General features: G+C 60.6%; 16 protein-coding genes. 5 read left to right on the forward strand and 11 right to left on the reverse strand.

All coding sequences use genetic code 11. The features are described 5' to 3' along the window. Positions 1 to 234: 234 nt before the first annotated feature. Together DVJ77_RS03840 and msrB are read left to right on the forward strand one after the other, a co-directional pair. Positions 235 to 1,956: a cytochrome c biogenesis protein DipZ gene (locus tag DVJ77_RS03840; protein WP_114844102.1), complete on the forward strand. Its 1,722-nt coding sequence runs from the start codon at positions 235 to 237 to the stop codon at positions 1,954 to 1,956. A gap of 19 nt (positions 1,957 to 1,975) precedes the next feature. After that, positions 1,976 to 2,563, forward strand: coding sequence for a peptide-methionine (R)-S-oxide reductase MsrB (gene msrB / locus DVJ77_RS03845; RefSeq protein WP_114844103.1), 588 nt, complete (start codon positions 1,976 to 1,978; stop codon positions 2,561 to 2,563). A gap of 129 nt (positions 2,564 to 2,692) precedes the next feature. Here the strand turns inward: msrB and nadD are convergent, their stop codons facing one another. The 8 genes from nadD to DVJ77_RS03885 form a co-directional block, all read right to left on the reverse strand. Next, on the reverse strand, positions 2,693 to 3,331 hold the full coding sequence (nadD, locus tag DVJ77_RS03850) for a nicotinate-nucleotide adenylyltransferase (RefSeq protein WP_114844104.1): 639 nt from the start codon (positions 3,329 to 3,331) through the stop codon (positions 2,693 to 2,695). Between the two features lie 48 nt (positions 3,332 to 3,379). Beyond that, positions 3,380 to 4,390: a DNA polymerase III subunit delta gene (gene holA, locus DVJ77_RS03855; protein WP_114844105.1), complete on the reverse strand. Its 1,011-nt coding sequence runs from the start codon at positions 4,388 to 4,390 to the stop codon at positions 3,380 to 3,382. Between the two features lie 11 nt (positions 4,391 to 4,401). Then, positions 4,402 to 4,956 (reverse strand): LPS-assembly lipoprotein LptE, encoded by a 555-nt coding sequence (locus DVJ77_RS03860; RefSeq protein ID WP_380037460.1) that lies wholly within the window; start codon positions 4,954 to 4,956, stop codon positions 4,402 to 4,404. 5 nt (positions 4,957 to 4,961) lie between these two features. Continuing rightward, positions 4,962 to 7,601: a leucine--tRNA ligase gene (gene leuS, locus DVJ77_RS03865; RefSeq protein ID WP_114844229.1), complete on the reverse strand. Its 2,640-nt coding sequence runs from the start codon at positions 7,599 to 7,601 to the stop codon at positions 4,962 to 4,964. A gap of 141 nt (positions 7,602 to 7,742) precedes the next feature. Further along, positions 7,743 to 8,375 (reverse strand): PqiC family protein, encoded by a 633-nt coding sequence (locus DVJ77_RS03870; RefSeq protein ID WP_114844107.1) that lies wholly within the window; start codon positions 8,373 to 8,375, stop codon positions 7,743 to 7,745. Continuing rightward, positions 8,372 to 10,048 (reverse strand): PqiB family protein, encoded by a 1,677-nt coding sequence (locus tag DVJ77_RS03875; RefSeq protein WP_114844108.1) that lies wholly within the window; start codon positions 10,046 to 10,048, stop codon positions 8,372 to 8,374. Before DVJ77_RS03875 ends, DVJ77_RS03870 begins: the two co-directional genes overlap by 4 nt. Next, positions 10,041 to 10,664, reverse strand: coding sequence for a paraquat-inducible protein A (locus DVJ77_RS03880; RefSeq protein WP_114844109.1), 624 nt, complete (start codon positions 10,662 to 10,664; stop codon positions 10,041 to 10,043). The genes DVJ77_RS03875 and DVJ77_RS03880 overlap by 8 nt, the downstream gene beginning before the upstream one ends. Beyond that, on the reverse strand, positions 10,661 to 11,266 hold the full coding sequence (locus DVJ77_RS03885; RefSeq protein ID WP_114844110.1) for a paraquat-inducible protein A: 606 nt from the start codon (positions 11,264 to 11,266) through the stop codon (positions 10,661 to 10,663). The genes DVJ77_RS03880 and DVJ77_RS03885 overlap by 4 nt, the downstream gene beginning before the upstream one ends. A gap of 280 nt (positions 11,267 to 11,546) precedes the next feature. Here DVJ77_RS03885 and trxA point away from each other — a divergent pair, with 280 nt between their 5' ends. Then, entirely contained in the window at positions 11,547 to 12,413 is an 867-nt protein-coding gene (gene trxA, locus DVJ77_RS03890; protein ID WP_225427777.1) for a thioredoxin, read from the forward strand. A 38-nt stretch (positions 12,414 to 12,451) separates the two neighbouring features. On the opposite strand, the gene grrM is transcribed toward trxA, so the two are convergent. Genes grrM through DVJ77_RS03905 form a run of 3 tightly spaced genes read right to left on the reverse strand, consistent with a single transcriptional unit; the run spans position 12,452 to position 15,247 of the window. Next, positions 12,452 to 13,588, reverse strand: a complete 1,137-nt coding sequence (grrM, locus tag DVJ77_RS03895; RefSeq protein WP_114844112.1) for a cyclophane-forming radical SAM/SPASM peptide maturase GrrM/OscB — start codon at positions 13,586 to 13,588, stop codon at positions 12,452 to 12,454. 10 nt (positions 13,589 to 13,598) lie between these two features. Next, complete coding sequence (locus DVJ77_RS03900; protein WP_114844113.1) at positions 13,599 to 13,862, reverse strand: hypothetical protein; 264 nt, start codon at positions 13,860 to 13,862, stop codon at positions 13,599 to 13,601. Continuing rightward, positions 13,859 to 15,247, reverse strand: a complete 1,389-nt coding sequence (locus DVJ77_RS03905) for a hypothetical protein (RefSeq protein WP_114844114.1) — start codon at positions 15,245 to 15,247, stop codon at positions 13,859 to 13,861. Before DVJ77_RS03905 ends, DVJ77_RS03900 begins: the two co-directional genes overlap by 4 nt. A gap of 315 nt (positions 15,248 to 15,562) precedes the next feature. On the opposite strand from DVJ77_RS03905, the gene DVJ77_RS03910 reads away from it, so the two are divergent. Both DVJ77_RS03910 and DVJ77_RS03915 read left to right on the forward strand, forming a co-directional pair. Continuing rightward, positions 15,563 to 16,036 (forward strand): DUF4442 domain-containing protein, encoded by a 474-nt coding sequence (locus DVJ77_RS03910; RefSeq protein ID WP_114844115.1) that lies wholly within the window; start codon positions 15,563 to 15,565, stop codon positions 16,034 to 16,036. A 327-nt stretch (positions 16,037 to 16,363) separates the two neighbouring features. Then, a complete protein-coding gene (locus DVJ77_RS03915; protein WP_114844116.1) occupies positions 16,364 to 18,034 on the forward strand; it encodes a Hint domain-containing protein in 1,671 nt (556 codons plus the stop codon). Positions 18,035 to 18,107: the final 73 nt, after the last annotated feature.

An 18,107-nucleotide genomic window follows, 5' to 3' on the forward strand; every position in this document is an offset into this window, starting at 1 on the left:
GGGGAACGGGGAACGGGGAACGGGGAACGGGGAACGGGGAAAAGCCTAAAAAGCAGAAGCAAAAAAGCAAGAGCAAAAACAAAGAAAGATCAAAAAAGAACGCGGCGCCGCATTAGCGACTCAGACGGCATGTTCCCCGTTCCCCATCCCCCGTTCCCCGCTTTCTTACCCCACGTAACCGCCACCCCACTCCCAACGAATACCCAGTGAAGCCACCCAAGGACAGTCCCCCTCATGCTCGTGTTGATTCTTGCCTATCTCGGCGGCGTGCTGACGATTCTCAGCCCCTGCATCCTGCCGGTGCTGCCGTTCGTGTTCGCCCGTTCGGACCGCCCGTTCATGCGCAACGGTCTGCCCATGTTGCTGGGCATGGCCATCACCTTTGCGCTGGTCGCCACGCTGGCTGCCGTCGGCGGTAGCTGGGCGATTCACGCCAATCAATACGGCCGCATCATCGCCATGGTGGTGCTGGCGGTGCTTGGGCTGACTTTGCTTTCGGCGCATTTCGCCGAATGGGTCAGCCGCCCCTTCGTGGCGCTAGGCAATACGCTTACCCAGCGTAGTGGCGCCGATAACGACTCGGTGTTTTCCGCTGCCGCCCTTGGCGTAGCCACCGGCCTGCTGTGGGCGCCTTGCGCCGGCCCCATTCTTGGCCTGCTGTTGACCGGTGCAGCGCTGAATGGCGCCAGCGTACAAACCACGTTGCTGCTGCTCACCTATTCCGCCGGCGCAGCGACTTCACTGGCCTTGGCGCTGGTGATCGGTGGCAAGGTATTCGCGCTGATGAAGCGCTCGCTCGGTGCAGGCGAATGGGTACGCCGAGCGCTTGGCGTGCTGGTGCTGGTCGGTGTTGCAGCCATCGCCATGGGGCTCGATACCGGCCTGCTCACCCGCTTGTCGCTAGCGAGCACCGGCGGCATCGAGCAACAACTGGTCAATGCCGTACGCCCCGCGCCGGCGCCACAAGCCGTACTGAAGGCGGGTGAGCCGCTGCCGGTCGAAGGCAACATGCCGTCGCTGGCCGGCGCTACGCAATGGCTCAACAGCGCGCCACTCAGCACTCCGGCACTGCGCGGCAAAGTGGTGCTGGTCGACTTCTGGACTTACTCCTGCATCAACTGCATTCGCGCACTGCCTTATGTGCGCGCCTGGGCCGACAAATACAAAGATCACGGCCTGGTCGTGATCGGTGTGCATGCGCCGGAGTTCGCCTTCGAAAAGTCACCGGACAATGTCGCCAAAGCCATCGCCGACCTGGGGGTGAACTACCCGGTGGCGCTCGATAACGACTACGCGATCTGGAAAGGCTTCAACAACGAGTATTGGCCCACGCACTATTTCATCGACACCAAGGGACAGATCCGCCATCACCATTTTGGCGAGGGTGAATACGAGCAAGGCGAAGACGTGATTCGCCAGCTATTGACCGAAGCAGGCCAGGCCAACCTGCCCACAGGCTACGTGCAGCCGGGTGCGAAGGGCGCCGAAGTGGCCGGCTCGGGCGACCCCGATCGCTCACCGGAAACTTACGTCGGCTATCAACGCGCCGCACATTTTGCCGGCGGCAAGATGGCCAACGACGATGCATGGAACTACCACCTGCCGGACTCGCTCACGTCCAATCAATGGGGCCTGGATGGCCGCTGGATCGTGCATCCCGATAACGCGCAACTCGAACAAGCCGGCGGCCGCATCGTCTATCGCTTTCGCGGCCGCGACCTGCACCTGGTGCTCGGCCCCGGCAGCGACGGCAAGCCCGTGCGTTTTCGGGTGCGCCTTGACGGCAAAGCGCCAGGCATCGATCACGGCATGGATACCGATGCCGACGGTAACGGCACGGTGACCGGGCAGCGCCTGTATCAGCTCATACGTCAGGCCCAAGGCAGCGGTGAGCGCTTGTTCGACATCGAATTCCTCGATCCCGGTGTACAGGCTTTTGCCTTCACCTTTGGCTGAGAATGAACGGAGAATCTTTATGTCACGTTCCGACCGACCGCCCCTCATGATGAATCGCCGTCACTTCCTGCGCGTCGCCTTGCTAGGCAGCGGTGCAGCCGTGCTCGGCGGCGCCTGGGCGCGCAAACTGCTGGCCAGCGACGCGGCACCTGCCGATCTATTGCTGGAATGCTTCGCCGATGCCGATGGCCGGCACCTTGGCCCCTGCCGGGTCCACAAGCTGGTGCTGAGCGAAGCGCAATGGAAACAGCGGCTCACCGACGAGGCGTTCTACGTCATGCGCCGCGAAGGCACTGAACGCGCCTTCAGCGGTGCGTACTGGAACCAGCACGCCAAGGGGCTGTATCGCTGCCCCGGCTGCGACACAGCCTTGTTCGACTCGTCCACCAAGTTCGACTCCGGCACCGGCTGGCCCAGTTTTTGGCAGCCGATTGCGAAAGCCAACGTCATCGAGCACTCCGACAACACCTGGGGCATGCAGCGCACCGCCGTGAACTGCGCTGGCTGCGACAGTCATCTTGGCCATGTGTTCGACGATGGTCCGAAGCCAACCGGGCTGCGCTATTGCATGAACTCGGCGGCGCTGCGGTTTATTCCGCGTAGCTAGGGCCTGTTCACGCTATTCGCGTAGCCCGCGCCGGGATCTGTTTGCGCGCAGGGCAAGGAAGAGTAAGGGAGTGTACGTCCGTACACGACCGAGCGATGACGCCGCCCTGCGGGCAAACAGACCCTAGGGTCAAACCCGATAAGGCTGCAGCAAGGCCGGATCGTCGAACAATCCACCCGGCAGCAGATAACGCGGGTCGCGCCCGGCAGCGAGCAGCTCGCGGATGCGGGTAGCGGAAATTTCTAGCGGCGTCACCGCGAGATCGATGATTTTCCCCGCCGGCAAGGAGCGCAACAGCGCGGCATCGTCGGTATGCCTCGCTGCCTTTTGAAGGGCCAATTTCACCTGTAATTCGGTCGACATCCCAGGGCGATTCAATACGCCGATATGCGCGACATCGAACAACTCCAGCCAGCGATGCCAGCTATACAAGCCGGCGAAAGCATCGGCACCGATCAACAACACGAGTGGACGATCGCCCTGCTCTGCCCGCAGTTCAAGCAAAGTATCAATCGTGTAGGAGGGGCCGCTACGCACCAGCTCGCGCAGGTCCAGCGTCAGCCGCGATTGCCCTTGCAGCGCAGCGCGCAACATGGCCACTCGCTGTGAAGCCGTAGCGCTGGGCGGCGGCCGATGCGGCGGCACACTGGCCGGCATCAGGCGCACCTCGGCGTCAAGCAGCTCGGAAGCCTCCCAGGCCACACTGAGGTGCCCCAGATGTACCGGGTCAAAGGTGCCGCCAAAAATAGCCAGTGGTTTGACCGTCATTGAGTTAGCCCCGTGCTCCCCTGCAGGCAAGGAAGGGGGCATCGACGGTCACCCTAGCACCTGCGCAGCGCGCGGCTCGGCGATCATGGCGATCAAACGCTCGGCTTCCAACCACGGCTCGCCTTGCTCGCGGCCCTTGGCCATGCGATCGATGCGCGCGGCGCGCGCCAGGCATTGCAACCAATGTTCGCGCGGCGCGCGGCGCAGCGCTTTGCGGAATAATTGCTCGCGCGCCGGCCATAAGCGCTCGGCACGCGCCTGAGCCGCGAAATCGCGCGCATTGGCCAAACGCAACGCAAGCTGCAATTGATTGACCAGCCAGCCCATCAAGGCGATCAGCTCATCGCCCTCGGCACGCAAGCCGGCAAGAATGTGCAGCGCACGGCCGCCCTCGCCGGCGAAGGCCGCATCGGTCAGTTTGAAGGCGTCATAGCGGGCGCTGTCGGCGACCAGGTTTTCCATCTCGGCGGCGCTTATTTTCCCCTCGCCATGCAGCACGACCAGCTTGTCGATCTCCTGCGCGGCGGCAAGCAGATTGCCTTCCACCCGTTCGGCCAGCAACGCGGCAGCATCCGGTGTGGCGGAGAGCCCGCGCGAGGACAGCCGCGCACCGATCCAGCCGGCCCACTCGTTGGGCCGCGGCGCATTGAACACCACCAGCGCACCGGCCGCATCGAGGTTCTTGGTCCAGACACCCTCGTGCTTGTTGCTCCAGTCCATGGCCGTGATGAGCAGGGTCACATCCGGTGGTGGATTGGCGCAAAACTCGTTGATCGCCTTAGCGCCTTCGGTGCCTGGACGGCCGGTAGGCAGACGCAGGTCAAGCAGGCGCCGCGTCGCGAACAGCGACATACCGGCAGCGGCCCTAGCCAGGTCGTTCCAGTCAAAATGGCTGGTGACCTCCAGCACTTCACGCTCGGCATAGCCTAGCTTGCGTGCCTGTGCACGCAATGCGTCGGCGGCCTCAAGTACCAGCAACTCCTCGCCGGCCAGCAAATACACCGGGCGTAGGCTGTCGGCGGCCAACGCCTTCTGCCATTGGACGGGGTTAAGCGGCATGGCTACAGGCTCTAAGGCGTGCTGGACGCCGCCGCCGGGGCGACCGCGGGAGCAGCGGCCTGCTTGGCCGCGGCCTGCAGACGGAACAGGATCGACTGCACCATATCGTCGTTGAGGCTGCGCTGGATCTGCTCGATCTGCGACGCGTTGCCGATCGGGTTCGTAGCGTCGTAGCTGAACTCGCGCGACATATTGATGATCTGCTCGGGCAGCAGGGTTACGCCGTTACTGTCACTGACACTGACCTGCACGTGGTAGCGACTGGCGTATTCGGTAACCTGAGCCGTGCTGCCCACACTAAGCGTTTCGGTGCTGAATGCCGCCACCGGCACGCGCAATTCGGCGATGCCCGGACCGCCCTGTTCCTCCACCGTGACGCCTGAAGCCAGCAGCGCGCGAGCCAGATCGCGTTGCAAATCAGCACCGCCGTTGACCGTCAGATGCACTCGCTGCATCGTTGCCGGCAACGCCGCGCTCTGGCGCAAATGAAAGCCGCACGCCGTCAGCGCGAGGGCAGACAGCAACAGCAGTGAAGCTTTCATACCCAATTGAACCAGACGATTCATGACTCTCATCCTGCGACGATGTTGACGATCTTGCCGGGCACCACGATCACCTTGCGCACGGTTTGGCCTTCCAGAAAAGCGATGACATGCGGATGCGCGCGGGCCAGGGCCTCGGCTTCTTCTTTGCTGGCGCTGGCAGCGACCTCAATGGTAGCGCGCAATTTGCCATTGACCTGAACCGCCAGGGTCAACGAATCACGTACCAGCGCCGAGCCATCGGCCTGCGGCCATGGCTGATCTTCCAGCACGCTCTCGGGGTGGCCTAGCGTCTGCCACAAGGCATGACTGACGTGCGGCACCACCGGATTGAGCAGCAGCACCATCACCTCCAGCGCCTCATGACGCACCGCGCGGCCCTGCTCGCTCTGGTCATTGAATTTCTGCAGCGCGTTGAGCAGCTCCATCAAGGCGGCGATGGCGGTGTTGAAGGCGTGGCGGCGGCCGAGATCGTCGCTGACCTTCTGAATGGTTTCGTGCACCTGGCGGCGCAGTGCTTTCTGGCCTGCATTCAACGCGGCCGGATCGACCACCGCATGATCGGGCCCTGCCGCATGCGTAGTCACTTCGCGCCAGAACCGGCGCAGAAAGCGCGCCATGCCCTCGACACCGGCGTCATTCCATTCCAGCGACTGCTCCGGCGGCGCGGCAAACATCGAGAACAAGCGCACCGTATCGGCGCCGAACTTGCCCACCATGATCTGCGGATCGACGCCGTTGTTCTTGGACTTGGACATTTTCTCGGTGCCGCCGATGTTCACCGGCTTGCCGTCACCGATCAGCTTGGCGCCGGTCACGCGCCCGCGTTCATCGCGCTGGATCTCGACGTCGGCGGGGTTGATCCAGTCCTTTGAGCCATTGGCGTTGTCGCGATAAAACGTATCGGCGATCACCATGCCCTGGCACAGCAGATTGGTGGCCGGCTCATCGGACCGCACCAGCCCGGCGTCACGCAACAGCTTGTGATAAAAGCGGAAATACAGCAGATGCAGAATCGCGTGTTCGATGCCGCCGATGTACTGGTCTACCGGCAGCCAGTGATTGGCGCGCTCGTCCACCTGCGCATTCGCACCGGGGCTGGTGTAACGCGCGTAGTACCAGCTCGACTCCATAAAGGTATCGAAGGTATCGGTTTCGCGTTCGGCCGCGCCACCGCATTGCGGGCAGGTGGTTTTGCGCCACTCGGGGTCGGCCTTGATCGGCGACTGCATGCCGGAGAAAGCGACATCTTCGGGCAATACCACCGGTAGCTGATCTTCCGGCACCGGCACAGCCTGACAAGTCGGGCAGTAGATCACCGGGATCGGACAGCCCCAGTAGCGCTGACGGCTGACGCCCCAATCGCGCAGGCGCCAATTGACCCGGCGCTGGCCTTTGCCGTCGCCCTCCAGCTTGGTCGCCAGGAAGTCGAACGCTTCACGGTAATTCTTGCCGTCCAGATCGCCCGAATTGACTACGCGCATGTCGGCGCTTGTCTTGTCGGAATACCACTCTTGCCAGTTCGCCGAATCGTACGATTCGCCGCCGACGGCAATCACCTGCTTGATCGGCAGCGTGTACTTATGTGCGAACTCGAAATCGCGCTGGTCATGCCCTGGTACCGCCATCACCGCACCGGTGCCATAACCCATCAACACAAAGTTGGCGACATACACCGGCACGCTGTCGCCGCTGACCGGGTGCACCGCGCGCAGGCCGGTGTCCATGCCGCGCTTTTCCTGGGTTTCCAGCTCCGCCTCGGAAACACCGCCGTGCTTCAACTCGGCTAGAAAAGCGGCCAACGCGGGGTTGCCTTGAGCGGCCTTGATCGCCAACGGATGTTCGCCGGCAATAGAAACAAAGGTGACGCCCATCAAGGTGTCGGGACGGGTGGTGAACACCGTCAGCGGCTCGGCCTCGCCCGTTACGGCGAACTGGATTTCCAGGCCTTCCGAACGGCCGATCCAGTTGCGCTGCATGGTCTTCACTGCATCGGGCCAGCCGGGCAACGTGTCCAGCCCATCGAGCAACTCTTGCGCGTAGTCGGTGATCTTCAGGAACCACTGCGGAATTTCGCGCTTTTCCACCAGCGCGCCGGAGCGCCAGCCGCGGCCGTCAATGACTTGCTCGTTAGCCAGTACGGTGTGGTCGACCGGATCCCAGTTGACCACCGCATTCTTGCGGTAGGCCATGCCCTTTTTCATCAGCCGGGTGAACATCAACTGCTCCCAGCGGTAGTACTCCGGGCGGCAGGTGGCGAATTCACGGGTCCAGTCGTAGGCAAAGCCCATGCGCTGCAGTTGGCCGCGCATGTGTTCGATATTCTGGTAAGTCCACTTGGCCGGCGCGGTCTTGTTCTTGATCGCGGCGTTCTCGGCCGGCAGGCCGAACGCGTCCCAGCCCATCGGCTGCAGCACGTTCTTGCCGTTCATCCGCTGGTAGCGGCTTATGACATCGCCAATGGTGTAGTTGCGCACATGCCCCATATGCAGCGCACCGGAGGGGTAAGGCAGCATCGAGAGGCAATAGAACTTGGGTTTGGAGGTGTCTTCGCTCACCTCATAAGCGCGCTGCGCGCTCCAATAATGCTGCGCAGCGGTTTCCACCGCCTGCGGGTCGTAACCGCCGACCGCATCCTGGTTAGTAGCTTGGTCTTGAATATCCTGCATGATTCCGGTGCCGATTGAGCTTTGGCGGCCTTGCGCCGGCATTGCCGACGGCCGCGGGGGAACACAGCAGACTAGCCGAGCGCCGGCCTAGCGCCAAGCCCGGCGTTGTGAATCAGGCAACGGGCGACCACTACAGCAAGCTTATTTGGCGCCGTCGGGACACGCCGGCGTCTGCCCCGCCGCCAATGGCCCGGCCACTATGGCGATCTGCGTGGCCAATTCGGCAATCGCGCGCTGATGCCCTTGCACCAAGGCATCGTATCCAGGGCCAACGGTTTCGCTGATCCGGCTGGTGCAGGCCAGCGTGGCGCCACCCTTGAGCGAGCGGATGCTCCAGGCCGCGTCAATCAACGCATAGCGGCCCGGCTCCGAATCAAAGCGGCGCAGATCCAGTTTGATCCGCAGCACGGGCTTGGCTCCGGCAGGCAGTCCACTGACATCCTGGGTGCGTAGCTGCCGTGTCAGGTCAGCCGAAAGCGCACTGCGTACTTCATCGCCCAACGGGGCAATCCAGCGCTCGCCATTGAGCATCGCCACACCCTGCCCGCCCTGGCGCACCACCAATTGCGGCTGATCGACCTGCGCCGGCACGCTGACCGGCAACAACTCGAACTGAAAAGAGGCGGACGGCAGCGTCATGGCCGCCTGCGTTGCCGTGGGCACGTAATCGCCGGCAGGCGGCACCAGCGTGTAGTAATGCAAGGGCACCGAAGAGCATGCCGCCAACGCCACTACCGCGACGAGTAACAAAGGACGATAGGCGACACGAATCATGGCTTGCTCTCTTGCTGCGGTGGATTGGCCGGCGCGATGAGTTTGGCGGGAGCCGGATCGGCTTTTCTGCCGCGAATCAATGCATCGGGCTGGCCACCCAGATAATCGGTAAGCACACGCAGCGAACGCGCCGTGCGCTGCAGCTCTTGCATGGTATTGCCAAGATTCTGCTGCAGCGGCGAGTCGGCAGACAACGCATTGTTGGCGTTGCCCATCGTCTGTTGCGCTCCTTGCAAGGTGGTCTTGAACTCAGGCAACACTTGGCTGTTGACCTGCTTGAGCGTACCGCTCAGCTCGGCCAGCGTTTGATCCAGATGCTTGCCGATCGTGTCGAAAGGAATCTTCTGGATCTTGTCCACGATTTGCGCCATCTGCTCTTGCAGCTTGTCGAAGCTGCCCGGCGCCGTGGGCATCTCGAACGGCCGGACGGTCGGGTCGTAATTGACCTTGGGCGCGTTGGGGATGAAATCCAGCGCGATAAAGAGCTGCCCGGTAAGCAGGTTGCCGGTACGCGCCTGTGCACGCAGACCATGTGCAATCAGTGTTCCCATCATCTGCGACAACTGTGCATCGTCACCCTTGGCCAGTGCCAGGGTGCTGAGTTTCTGATAAGCGCGACCGAGTCGCTGCGGATAAATCACCGCGCCGACAATCAACGGGAAGCGCTGTAACTTCTCGTCGTAATCGAGATTGATCGACACCACCCGGCCGAAATTGACACCTTGGAATTCCACCGGTGCGCCTACCGCTAAACCGCGCAAGGCATGGTCGAAACGCATGCGGATATAGCGTGGCTCGCCATCCGGCGGCGCCATCGCGGAGACCTGTTCACTGAACAGGCGATATTCCGAATTCTCTGCCGCCGCCGTGGTCTCATGCGGGCCCAGCGGCTCCTGAAATGCCACACCGCCCGCCATCACCGTAGCCAGCGATTGCATATTGAACTTCAAGCCGTCGGCGCCCAGCGATACGTCGACACCGCTGGCGTTCCAGAAACGCGTGGACTGGGTAACGAACTGATCGTTCGGGCCATCGATAAAGATCTGCAGCGTTACGCCTTTGCCGTCTTTATCCAATTGATAACTCACCACCCGGCCCACCTGGATCCGGCGGAAGTACACCGGCGAGCCGATGTCCAACGAACCGAGATCATCGGCATGCAGGGTGAAACTCTTGCCCGGCTCGCCATGGCTGACCGCCGGTGGCGATTCAAGCCCGGTGAATTCGGTCTCGGACTCTTTGGATTCGCCCACATCGGCGCCGATAAAAGCACCGGAGAACAAGGTATCGACACCGGACACGCCACCCAGGCCGATGCGTGGCCGCACGACCCAGAATCGCGTATCGGCCGTGGCGAAACCCTCGGCGCTCTTATCCAGATTGACCTTGGCCGCTACATGGCTGCGGTCTTTACTGAGCCGGATCGCGGTCACCCGGCCGATCACCACATTCTTGAATTTCACGACCGTCTTGCCGGCATCCAGGCCCTCGGCACTTTGAAAACTGATGCTGATAGTGGGCCCGGCCTGTGTCCATGAATGGATGACCAGCGACAAGCCCACCAGGGCGGCCAGGATCGGCACCAGCCAGATCAACGACACATTGACTCGCGGACGCCGGATCACCGGCTGCGGCAGCGCGTCGTCGGGCTGGGGCTTGAGTTCGTCAGTCATCGGTATCCCTACTATCCCAAATCAATCGCGGATCAAAACTCATCGAAGCCAGCATGGTGAGTACCACCGTGAGGCCAAAAAACACCACGCCGGGCAAGGGCTCTACCAGACTCAGCAAGCCAAATTGCACCAGTGCCGTGAGCAAGGCCACCACAAACACATCCAACATCGACCAATAGCCGATCAGCTCCACCAGGCGATACAGCTTGGCACGCTGGCGTTGCGCCCACCCTGAACGGCGATGGGCGCTCAACAGCAACGTCGTCATGGCGAAAAACTTCAACATCGGCACCACGATGCTGGCGGTAAACACGATCACGGCCAGATCCGGCGAGCCTTTGACCCAAAGCTCGATGACCCCGCTGAGAATGGTGTTGTCGTCCACATCGCCCACGCTCACCGTGCGCATGATCGGCAGAAAATTAGCCGGGATATACAGAATGAACGCCGCGATCAGCAGCGCCCAGGTACGCACATAGCTGGCGTGCTTGCGTCGATGTAGTGGCGACTCGCAGCGCGGGCAGGCGGCATCCTTCATGTCGTTATCGCGGCAGACCAGACCGCAGACATGGCAGCCGATCAAACCCAGCTCGCTGGCGCGCGGCAAGCTGCTCACGCCGTGCGCTCCGCGGTCATATCCCAGAGCCGGCGCAGGTCGATACCCGCAAACACCGTAATCAACAACATCATCACCGCATAAGCGAAGATGCCCGGATTAGGGATCACATCGAAATACACATGCGCCTTGACGATGGCGACCAGGGCGCCGAGTACAAACACCTCGCTCATCGTCCATGGCTTGATGTGGTGCAGTATGACCATCGCCAACCGAAACCCCGGCGCACGTTCGCCGCGACGGGCAAACAGCAACACCCAGCCCAGCAACAGCATCTTGCCGAGCGGAATGAAAAACAGAGTCGCCGCCGCCAGCACCGCAACGATCTGCGAATGATCGTTCCACATCATCAAGATGGTGTCCCACAGCCTGGCGCTGACCAGTTGCCCATTCAGCCCAAGGGTGACGATCGGCCAGATATTCGCCTGCACGAACACCACCAGCGCGGTCAACACCAGGGCCAGCATCGCCCCCGCACTCCAACGGTGATGGCGCTCCAGCACGGCATCGCAACGCACACAGCGCGCCACCTCGCCACACGCCAGTTCGCGCCGGCGATAGACGGTGTCGCAGTGTTCGCAGATCATCAGCGGTGCGGTCATGACGGCGATTCTCGCAAATATGGGCTGGGAACGGGGAACGGGGAACGGGGAACGGGGAACGGGGAACGGGGAACGGGGAACGGGGAACGGGGAACGGGGAACGGGGAAAGCTTAAAGAGCAAGATCTGAACAGCAAGAACAAAACCACGCCAATATCAAGAAGAACGCGGCGCCACGGCAACAACTCATACTTCACGTTCCCCGTTCCCCGTTCCCCACCCTTGATATGCTGCACAACGCCCTGATCCTTGGGCGATCTGTTAACTGGAGGAGTTCCCAAGTGAGTGCCACGATTGCCAATGCCCATGTATTCGACGTGGCCGAGGACAACTTCGAGACCGAAGTACTACAAGCCTCCTTGAAGACACCGGTGCTGATCGATTTCTGGGCGACCTGGTGCGAGCCGTGCAAAATCCTTGGGCCCATGCTGGAAAAGCTCACCGCCGAATACAACGGCGCGTTCCGACTCGGCAAGGTCGACGTGGACAAGAGTCAGCAGCTCGCCACCATGTTCGGTATTCGCAGCATCCCCACGGTGATGCTGGTCAAAGACGGCCAGGTGCTCGACGGCTTTGCCGGTGCGCTGCCCGAGGGTCAGCTACGCGAATTTTTATCGCGCCATCTGCAACCGCTTGAGGCCGCCCCCGTCGACGAAGCCACCGAAGAAGTCGCCGAAACCCCCGAACAAGCGATCGAACGCCTGCAACAAGAAATCGCCGCCGAGCCCGAACGCAGCGAACTGAAACTCGACCTGGCACTGGCGCAGATGCGCGCCGGTCAAGCCGACGCTGCCGAAGCCGGGTTGACCGCCCTGCCCGCCAATCTCGCCACCGACACACGCGCGGTGCGCCTGCGCCACCAGCTCGATCTCGCGCGCGCCTTGCACGGCGCGCCTTCCCTGGCTGAACTGCGTCAACGCGTGCAAGCAGACAACGGCGACTGGGAGGCGCGCGACTTGCTCGGCGTGCGCCTGTTGCTGGAAGACGATGCCGCCGCTGGGCTGGATCAATTCCTGGCCATCCTCGAACGTGCTCGCGACTGGAATGACGGCCGGGGCAAAAAGCGCCTGCTTGCTGCTTTCAGCATGCTCGACGATGCCGAGCTGGTCGGTCGCTATCGCCGCAAGATGGCCTCGCTATTGTTTTGATCCTGGGCCGCGATTATGGGTGCGGCCTGTTTTCGATCTCAATCCGCAACCGAAAGCTTGCGCAGTCCATCCGCAACTACGTGCGTCAGTGTCTTGCGGTGCAAGGCGCACGTCGTCGTTTCGGTGCAGTCGAAGGTCCCATGTTCGTAGAATTTATTGGAAGCTGTGCCGCCCCCACAGACCGCGAAATACTCACACTCGGACCGGCAGCGGGCGATACCCCTGCCGATGTCGTCCCGCAGCGCCTGAAATTTTTTATTGGCAACCAGCTCATCCAACGAACCTATCCGATGCACATTGCCGATCGAAAAGCGCAGCGGATCGGATAGCGTTCCACTGGCAAGCTCTGGAGAAAAGGTCGAGATCTCACCCTCGCGGGTTACCGCGATGTTGTGGAACGGAACCAGGTCATCCGCCGTTCGAGTAAATCGGTGATTACGCAGAAATGCAGCGATCGCAGAACTCATGCCCTCAAATTCGCGGATCTTCGGCAGCCTGCCGGCGTTCTGCCAGCGGTCGAACAGACGAGACATGAAAGCCTGATATTTTTCACGTAGCCCGCCGACACCCTCGCCTGCAAAGGTCGATGCATGCACCCCATCGGTCTCCTCCAGATTGAAACCGACCGTGCGAAATTCGGCTTCAACGAAGAAATCAAAAATCTCATCCGCAAAGTCCAGACTATAGGGCGACAGGACCGCGATCGCATGGAGGGGAATACCGTTTTTTCTCAGCAGCCCTGCCCCCCTCATCACGTGCGCATGGGTTGGTCCGTTGCCGAGACTCCTGCGATGACGATCGTGAACCATCGCCGGCCCATCGACACTTAATCCGATGACTATCTTTTCGCGTACGAAAAATCGGCACCATGGTTCGTCGATGAGAGTGCCATTGGTTTGGATCGCTTGAGATAGCTTGACGCCGCCGGGATTGCACTCGCGCAGAATGTCCGACGCGCGCTTGTAGAACTCAAGCCCTGCGGCAAGCGGCTCACCCGCATGCCAAAGAATCCTGACGGAGTCATTGGCATCGCAACCGGAAAGCAGCAGGCGCAACGCCGCTCGCAAAGTCGCCTCCGACATCCTCGCCTTGTCCTGGCGATGGGGCACATAGCAGTACGTGCAATTGAGGTTGCAAAGCGACGATGCCTGGAGAATCAACAGACGCGGTTTCATCCGATGGGGCTCACCCGCCAAGCGGCGGCTGATCGGTGAACGGGTCGGGCGGCGGTTGGTCGGTAAATGGGTCCGGTGGCGGTTGATCGGTAAACGGATCAGGCGGTGGCTGGTCGGTAAACGGGTCCGGTGGTGGCTGGTCGGTAAACGGATCGGGCGGCGGCTGATCCGAAAAGGGTTGCGACTCCGATGAATTCAAAACGCTCTTGGAATCAACCCGCGCCACGGCCGGGTCGATACCCCTCAAATAGCCGAGCAAGACGTCGGTCTTCATTTCGCAGCTCCCAGTGGATTCTTTCGTGCGCCGGCCTCGGCGAACGATATGGTTTTATCGAGAAGCTCGGCAAAATCGCTTTCGGCGTTCGCAAGATGCAGAGCATTTGCACTTTGAATAAAACAAGGGCGCGCCAGATTCGGCGCGCTCGGGTCGATTCGACCGGCGCATACATCAAACATCACCGCTTCGTTCTTCCAGTCAGCGACGTTATCGGGCAGTTCAAGCAGTGTGGAGATGTAGTCCATTTCAAGGGCGCTGAACTTGTCCGAAAAGGTTCTATGCAGAAACTGCCCAACGTGGACCGACTCTCCCTTGCGGCCACCGAAACCACGGAGTACTCCCGTGGGGAATCCGGCGATGTACTTGGTAACCGGCGACACCACTTCTTTCAGGATCGCCAAGACGTCACCGGACGGCACGGATCCAACGATATTAAGAGCCCCTTTGACGAACTCTTCTTTCGTCATATCGTTTTCCAGCGCGAAGTTATTCAACATGTGGTATGTCTTCGCGAAGCGCTCCAGCTTGGCGACATCTGTCGTCGTCGCCAGCTCAATGCAATCGGACATCCATTTGCGAAAATGGACCATGCCGCTGCTGTTGCGAATCTCCAACAGCGTGCTGACGATATTCGCCCCTTCGGCCTGCCGGTGAAACATCCGCGACAAGAACGATGATCGTGACGCGTCATACACGGTACGCGCCACGAAGATGGGCGGCAGCGCGGGTATCGGCACCACACCTACCGATGCCAGCTCATTGAGGCTGCGCATTTTGTCCCGCACCAGCATCCTGATGCGCCGACCCGCGAGATCGGCGATGGAGTGCGTAGACATCGGCGACGGCACTCTTTGCTGCCTGAGGCCCAGGTAAAGATGTTCGCCGGGGAACACCGGCTTAAACCGCGACAAGCCACCATGTTCGATGGAGTACTCGATAAAAAACGCATCCATCGTCAGCATCTCTTGGCGCACCTGAAGCTGTCTGGCTTTCCAGTCGCCGGTCAATACAAAGGACACGTCACCGAAGCTCTCGACCGGCTTCAAGGTGGCGGCGACGGCAGCCATCGCCCGCTCTTTATCGCCATTAAATAAATCTATCGGCTGAAAGAGACCTTCTTTTTCAAAGAGTGCCTTGGCCGTAGCGCTAGCGCCGAACTCGGCGTTGCGCGGCGTGGCAAACCCATCCTTTTCGCCGGCACATCCGCCGAAGAATATCCGGTCGCTGAAAAGCACCACTTTGATAAAAGTATCGAGCGTGCAAAGCATTTCGGTGGAAATCCACCGCCTGGTCTGGCGGCCCTCTTCGAGAACCCCCAGTGCAGTCGTCGCGTTCTCATAGGCGTAGCCGGTGATTACGGCATCGAGCGGTCTGAAAATCATCTTCATCTCCTGACACGAAGAAGAACGCTGACTAAAGGACCTGACAAAATATGGACCATCGAAGATGCCGACTCGGCAATCCGGTTATGCATACCGCATCGATTGACGCACGGGACGCGGCCCCGATTGCAAAGCATCCTACGCTATAACTTTAGCTTTCGGACTCCATAGAAAAATAACCTCGCCCCAAGAATGCCCTGACCTATTGAAGGGATACCGTCAGGCTACAAAATAAGCTTCGAACAGTTTCAACAAAACGCTGCATGCATATGTTGTTGCTAGACTAAAGCTTCGATCACTAGAGCCGCCCCGCTGATGCGCCCCTCCCTGTTTCGCCGATTCATGAATCTGTGGCCGCCGTTTTTGTTCAACAGCATCGCGGTAACGAGCCTCTCCAACGACTGGGGTGCCATCACAGTCCGGTTGAAGCTGCGGCCATGGAACAGAAATTACGTAGGCACCCACTTCGGCGGAAATCTGTTTGCCATGACCGACCCATTCTGGATGCTGATGGTGATGCATCAACTGGGTAACGACTACTACGTATGGGACAAAGCCGGCACGATCGATTTTGTGTCGCCAGGCAAGACCGATGTCTACGCACATTTCAAGCTCGATCCGGCGACAGTCGACGAGTTGCGTATAGCGGCGGCCGGTGGCGAGAAGGTACTGCGCTGGTTCGAGGTAAACATCATCGGTACCGATGGCGCCGTCGTCGCGCTGGTGCGTAAACAACTTTACGTGCGGCTCAAGCCGCGTCATCGGACCGAAGACGTCACCTCGCCGTAATCGCCAGCCGCCGGTTACAAACAGCATGACTCGCCGAGCTTCACCATGTTGCCCGCAGAGCCCACGTCGCCATGCTTACTCATCACGCTCGGCTGTGAATATTTTCGATGAGCGCGACGTCGATCATCACATAAGTTTCATCGTCATCAAGGTTTCATTGTGCGCGAATAAAATCGCAGTGGCTTTAATCTCTACCGTAATAAAATCTTCACCAAGATAGACATTAAAGGGCACAGACCCGCTTTATCGCTGTTTAGTCTTTCGACCGGAATCTTCGGCCACTCGCCAGTACGTTTCCATCAAGTCAACCGGCTACAGGGGAAAACCATGTCTTCGTCACCCAATGTGTCGGCAGCCACGCTGTCCACGCTATCGACATTTCACGCCTCCATTCCAAGCGGACAGCCTACTGCGCTGAACCCCGCCGACCCCATCCATAATGGCGTCATCCAGGCCGCACTGCAGGCAGCGGGCCGTACACCGGAGCGCTATCCCGGCCTGTACGCCAGCCTCGACGGCGGCAAGGCCGATACCACCGCGGACCATGTGAAACTGGTCGATGCCGGCCCCGATCGCAGCGGCCGTGCCAGCGCCTTGACCTGGCACGCCAACGACCGCGACATCTTGTATGCCGGCGCGTCCCTGTTCGCCCTCGACGGCGACAACAACGAATTGCTCAGCTTCGGCGCCAACAGCAATGTCGGCGACGGTCTCTTGCAAGTGTCCACGCAAACGGCAACCGCCAAGCCGGTAAAGAAATCGCTGAACCTGCTCAGCGTGAACCATAGCGTCGGCACCGACGGCAGCGTGCGCTTTACCGCACTTGCCGGTAAAAGCGCAGCCTTAGACGCCAGCGATCCCAAAATCCAGATCACCGCACCGGTGATTACCAAGACAGGCCACACTGCCGTAGTTATCGCGCTGGGCCGCGACTCGGCCAATCCAGGCCCCGACCCCGACTACACCTATACCGAACCGCAGAATCTGGATACGCCCTACCTGATCGTGCCCTTTAGCGGTCAGGCGCTATTGTCCTACCCCATCAACGGCACGCCGGGGCAGCCCATTCCCAACGCCGTGCTATCGACCTATATCTATTTCGCGACGACCAGCGGCCCGATCATTACGATCAATCTGAACTCGCAATACACCCCCTCCACACGCCTGCAGAATGGCACCACCGTGGACCCGTTCAATCCCAATGTCGTGCAATGGGATTACCCCGCTGACGGACAGTCGTATAGCAATACCCAGTCGCTGGTTTTCAACCCGCAGTCCTTGGTCAACGAATCCGCGTCGTACTTTCTGTTTCAGTTTCAGATCCCGGTCACCAATGCGCCTTACGCCAACTACTCGTTTGCCGTGTGCAGTACCGGCACCCCCAACGAGCCTTCGGTCTATTGCTACAACATCAACAAGCTGATGTTCTGGTGGCATTGCCTGGCGGCCGGTACGCAAGTTGCCCTGGCCGGCGGCGGCACTGCCGCGATCGAATCGTTGAACAATACACAGCGAGTGAACACCGGTGTGCATAACGGCAATCTGGCTGTCGAAGCCACGTTGCGCGGCCCGCACGAATCGAAAAAAACCCAAAGCGGCCCCAGCGCGGTCTATCGCCTGCGCACGGCCGATAACCGCGAACTTATCGCCACCGGCGCTCATCCCATCATGACGCCTACCGGCCCGGCTTCGATCGGCGACTTGCAGATCGGCCAGACCATCCTGGTCGAAAACGGTACCTCGACCGTCGCCAGTTGCGAGGCCATCGACTACTCCGGCAGCTTCTACGATCTCAAGCTCGGCAACGAACAAGATCGTGCCGCCGGCTACAACGAGACCGTCGGCACTTACGTCGCCAACGGCATCGTCGTGGGTGACCATGCCGCGATGAAGGCGCATAAGAGCGGCCTGCGCCGCAACCTCGCCTACATGCAAACCCGCACCTCCAGCACGCTGCATCAGGACTACGCCAGCGCGCTCGCTGACGTGCAGTACTGAGTGAAGTCGATTCGCGGCGCGGCATCGCCGCGCCGCGAATCGAGCGTGGCGGTATCTCCCAATCGCTGCATCG

Source organism: Dyella tabacisoli, assembly GCF_003350925.1.
GTDB classification, from domain to species: domain Bacteria; phylum Pseudomonadota; class Gammaproteobacteria; order Xanthomonadales; family Rhodanobacteraceae; genus Dyella_C; species Dyella_C tabacisoli.

What these genes read in the sequence shown, in the direction of transcription:
- DVJ77_RS03860 (WP_380037460.1), bottom strand. Translation starts at nt 4,956, where the DNA reads ATGAATCGTCTGGTTCAATTGGGTATGAAAGCTTCACTGCTGTTGCTG.
- grrM (WP_114844112.1), bottom strand. Translation starts at nt 13,588, where the DNA reads ATGAAACCGCGTCTGTTGATTCTCCAGGCATCGTCGCTTTGCAACCTC.
- DVJ77_RS03905 (WP_114844114.1), bottom strand. Translation starts at nt 15,247, where the DNA reads ATGATTTTCAGACCGCTCGATGCCGTAATCACCGGCTACGCCTATGAG.
- DVJ77_RS03840 (WP_114844102.1), top strand. Translation starts at nt 235, where the DNA reads ATGCTCGTGTTGATTCTTGCCTATCTCGGCGGCGTGCTGACGATTCTC.
- msrB (WP_114844103.1), top strand. Translation starts at nt 1,976, where the DNA reads ATGTCACGTTCCGACCGACCGCCCCTCATGATGAATCGCCGTCACTTC.
- DVJ77_RS03885 (WP_114844110.1), bottom strand. Translation starts at nt 11,266, where the DNA reads ATGACCGCACCGCTGATGATCTGCGAACACTGCGACACCGTCTATCGC.
- DVJ77_RS03900 (WP_114844113.1), bottom strand. Translation starts at nt 13,862, where the DNA reads ATGAAGACCGACGTCTTGCTCGGCTATTTGAGGGGTATCGACCCGGCC.
- DVJ77_RS03870 (WP_114844107.1), bottom strand. Translation starts at nt 8,375, where the DNA reads ATGATTCGTGTCGCCTATCGTCCTTTGTTACTCGTCGCGGTAGTGGCG.
- DVJ77_RS03910 (WP_114844115.1), top strand. Translation starts at nt 15,563, where the DNA reads ATGCGCCCCTCCCTGTTTCGCCGATTCATGAATCTGTGGCCGCCGTTT.
- leuS (WP_114844229.1), bottom strand. Translation starts at nt 7,601, where the DNA reads ATGCAGGATATTCAAGACCAAGCTACTAACCAGGATGCGGTCGGCGGT.
- holA (WP_114844105.1), bottom strand. Translation starts at nt 4,390, where the DNA reads ATGCCGCTTAACCCCGTCCAATGGCAGAAGGCGTTGGCCGCCGACAGC.
- nadD (WP_114844104.1), bottom strand. Translation starts at nt 3,331, where the DNA reads ATGACGGTCAAACCACTGGCTATTTTTGGCGGCACCTTTGACCCGGTA.
- DVJ77_RS03875 (WP_114844108.1), bottom strand. Translation starts at nt 10,048, where the DNA reads ATGACTGACGAACTCAAGCCCCAGCCCGACGACGCGCTGCCGCAGCCG.
- DVJ77_RS03915 (WP_114844116.1), top strand. Translation starts at nt 16,364, where the DNA reads ATGTCTTCGTCACCCAATGTGTCGGCAGCCACGCTGTCCACGCTATCG.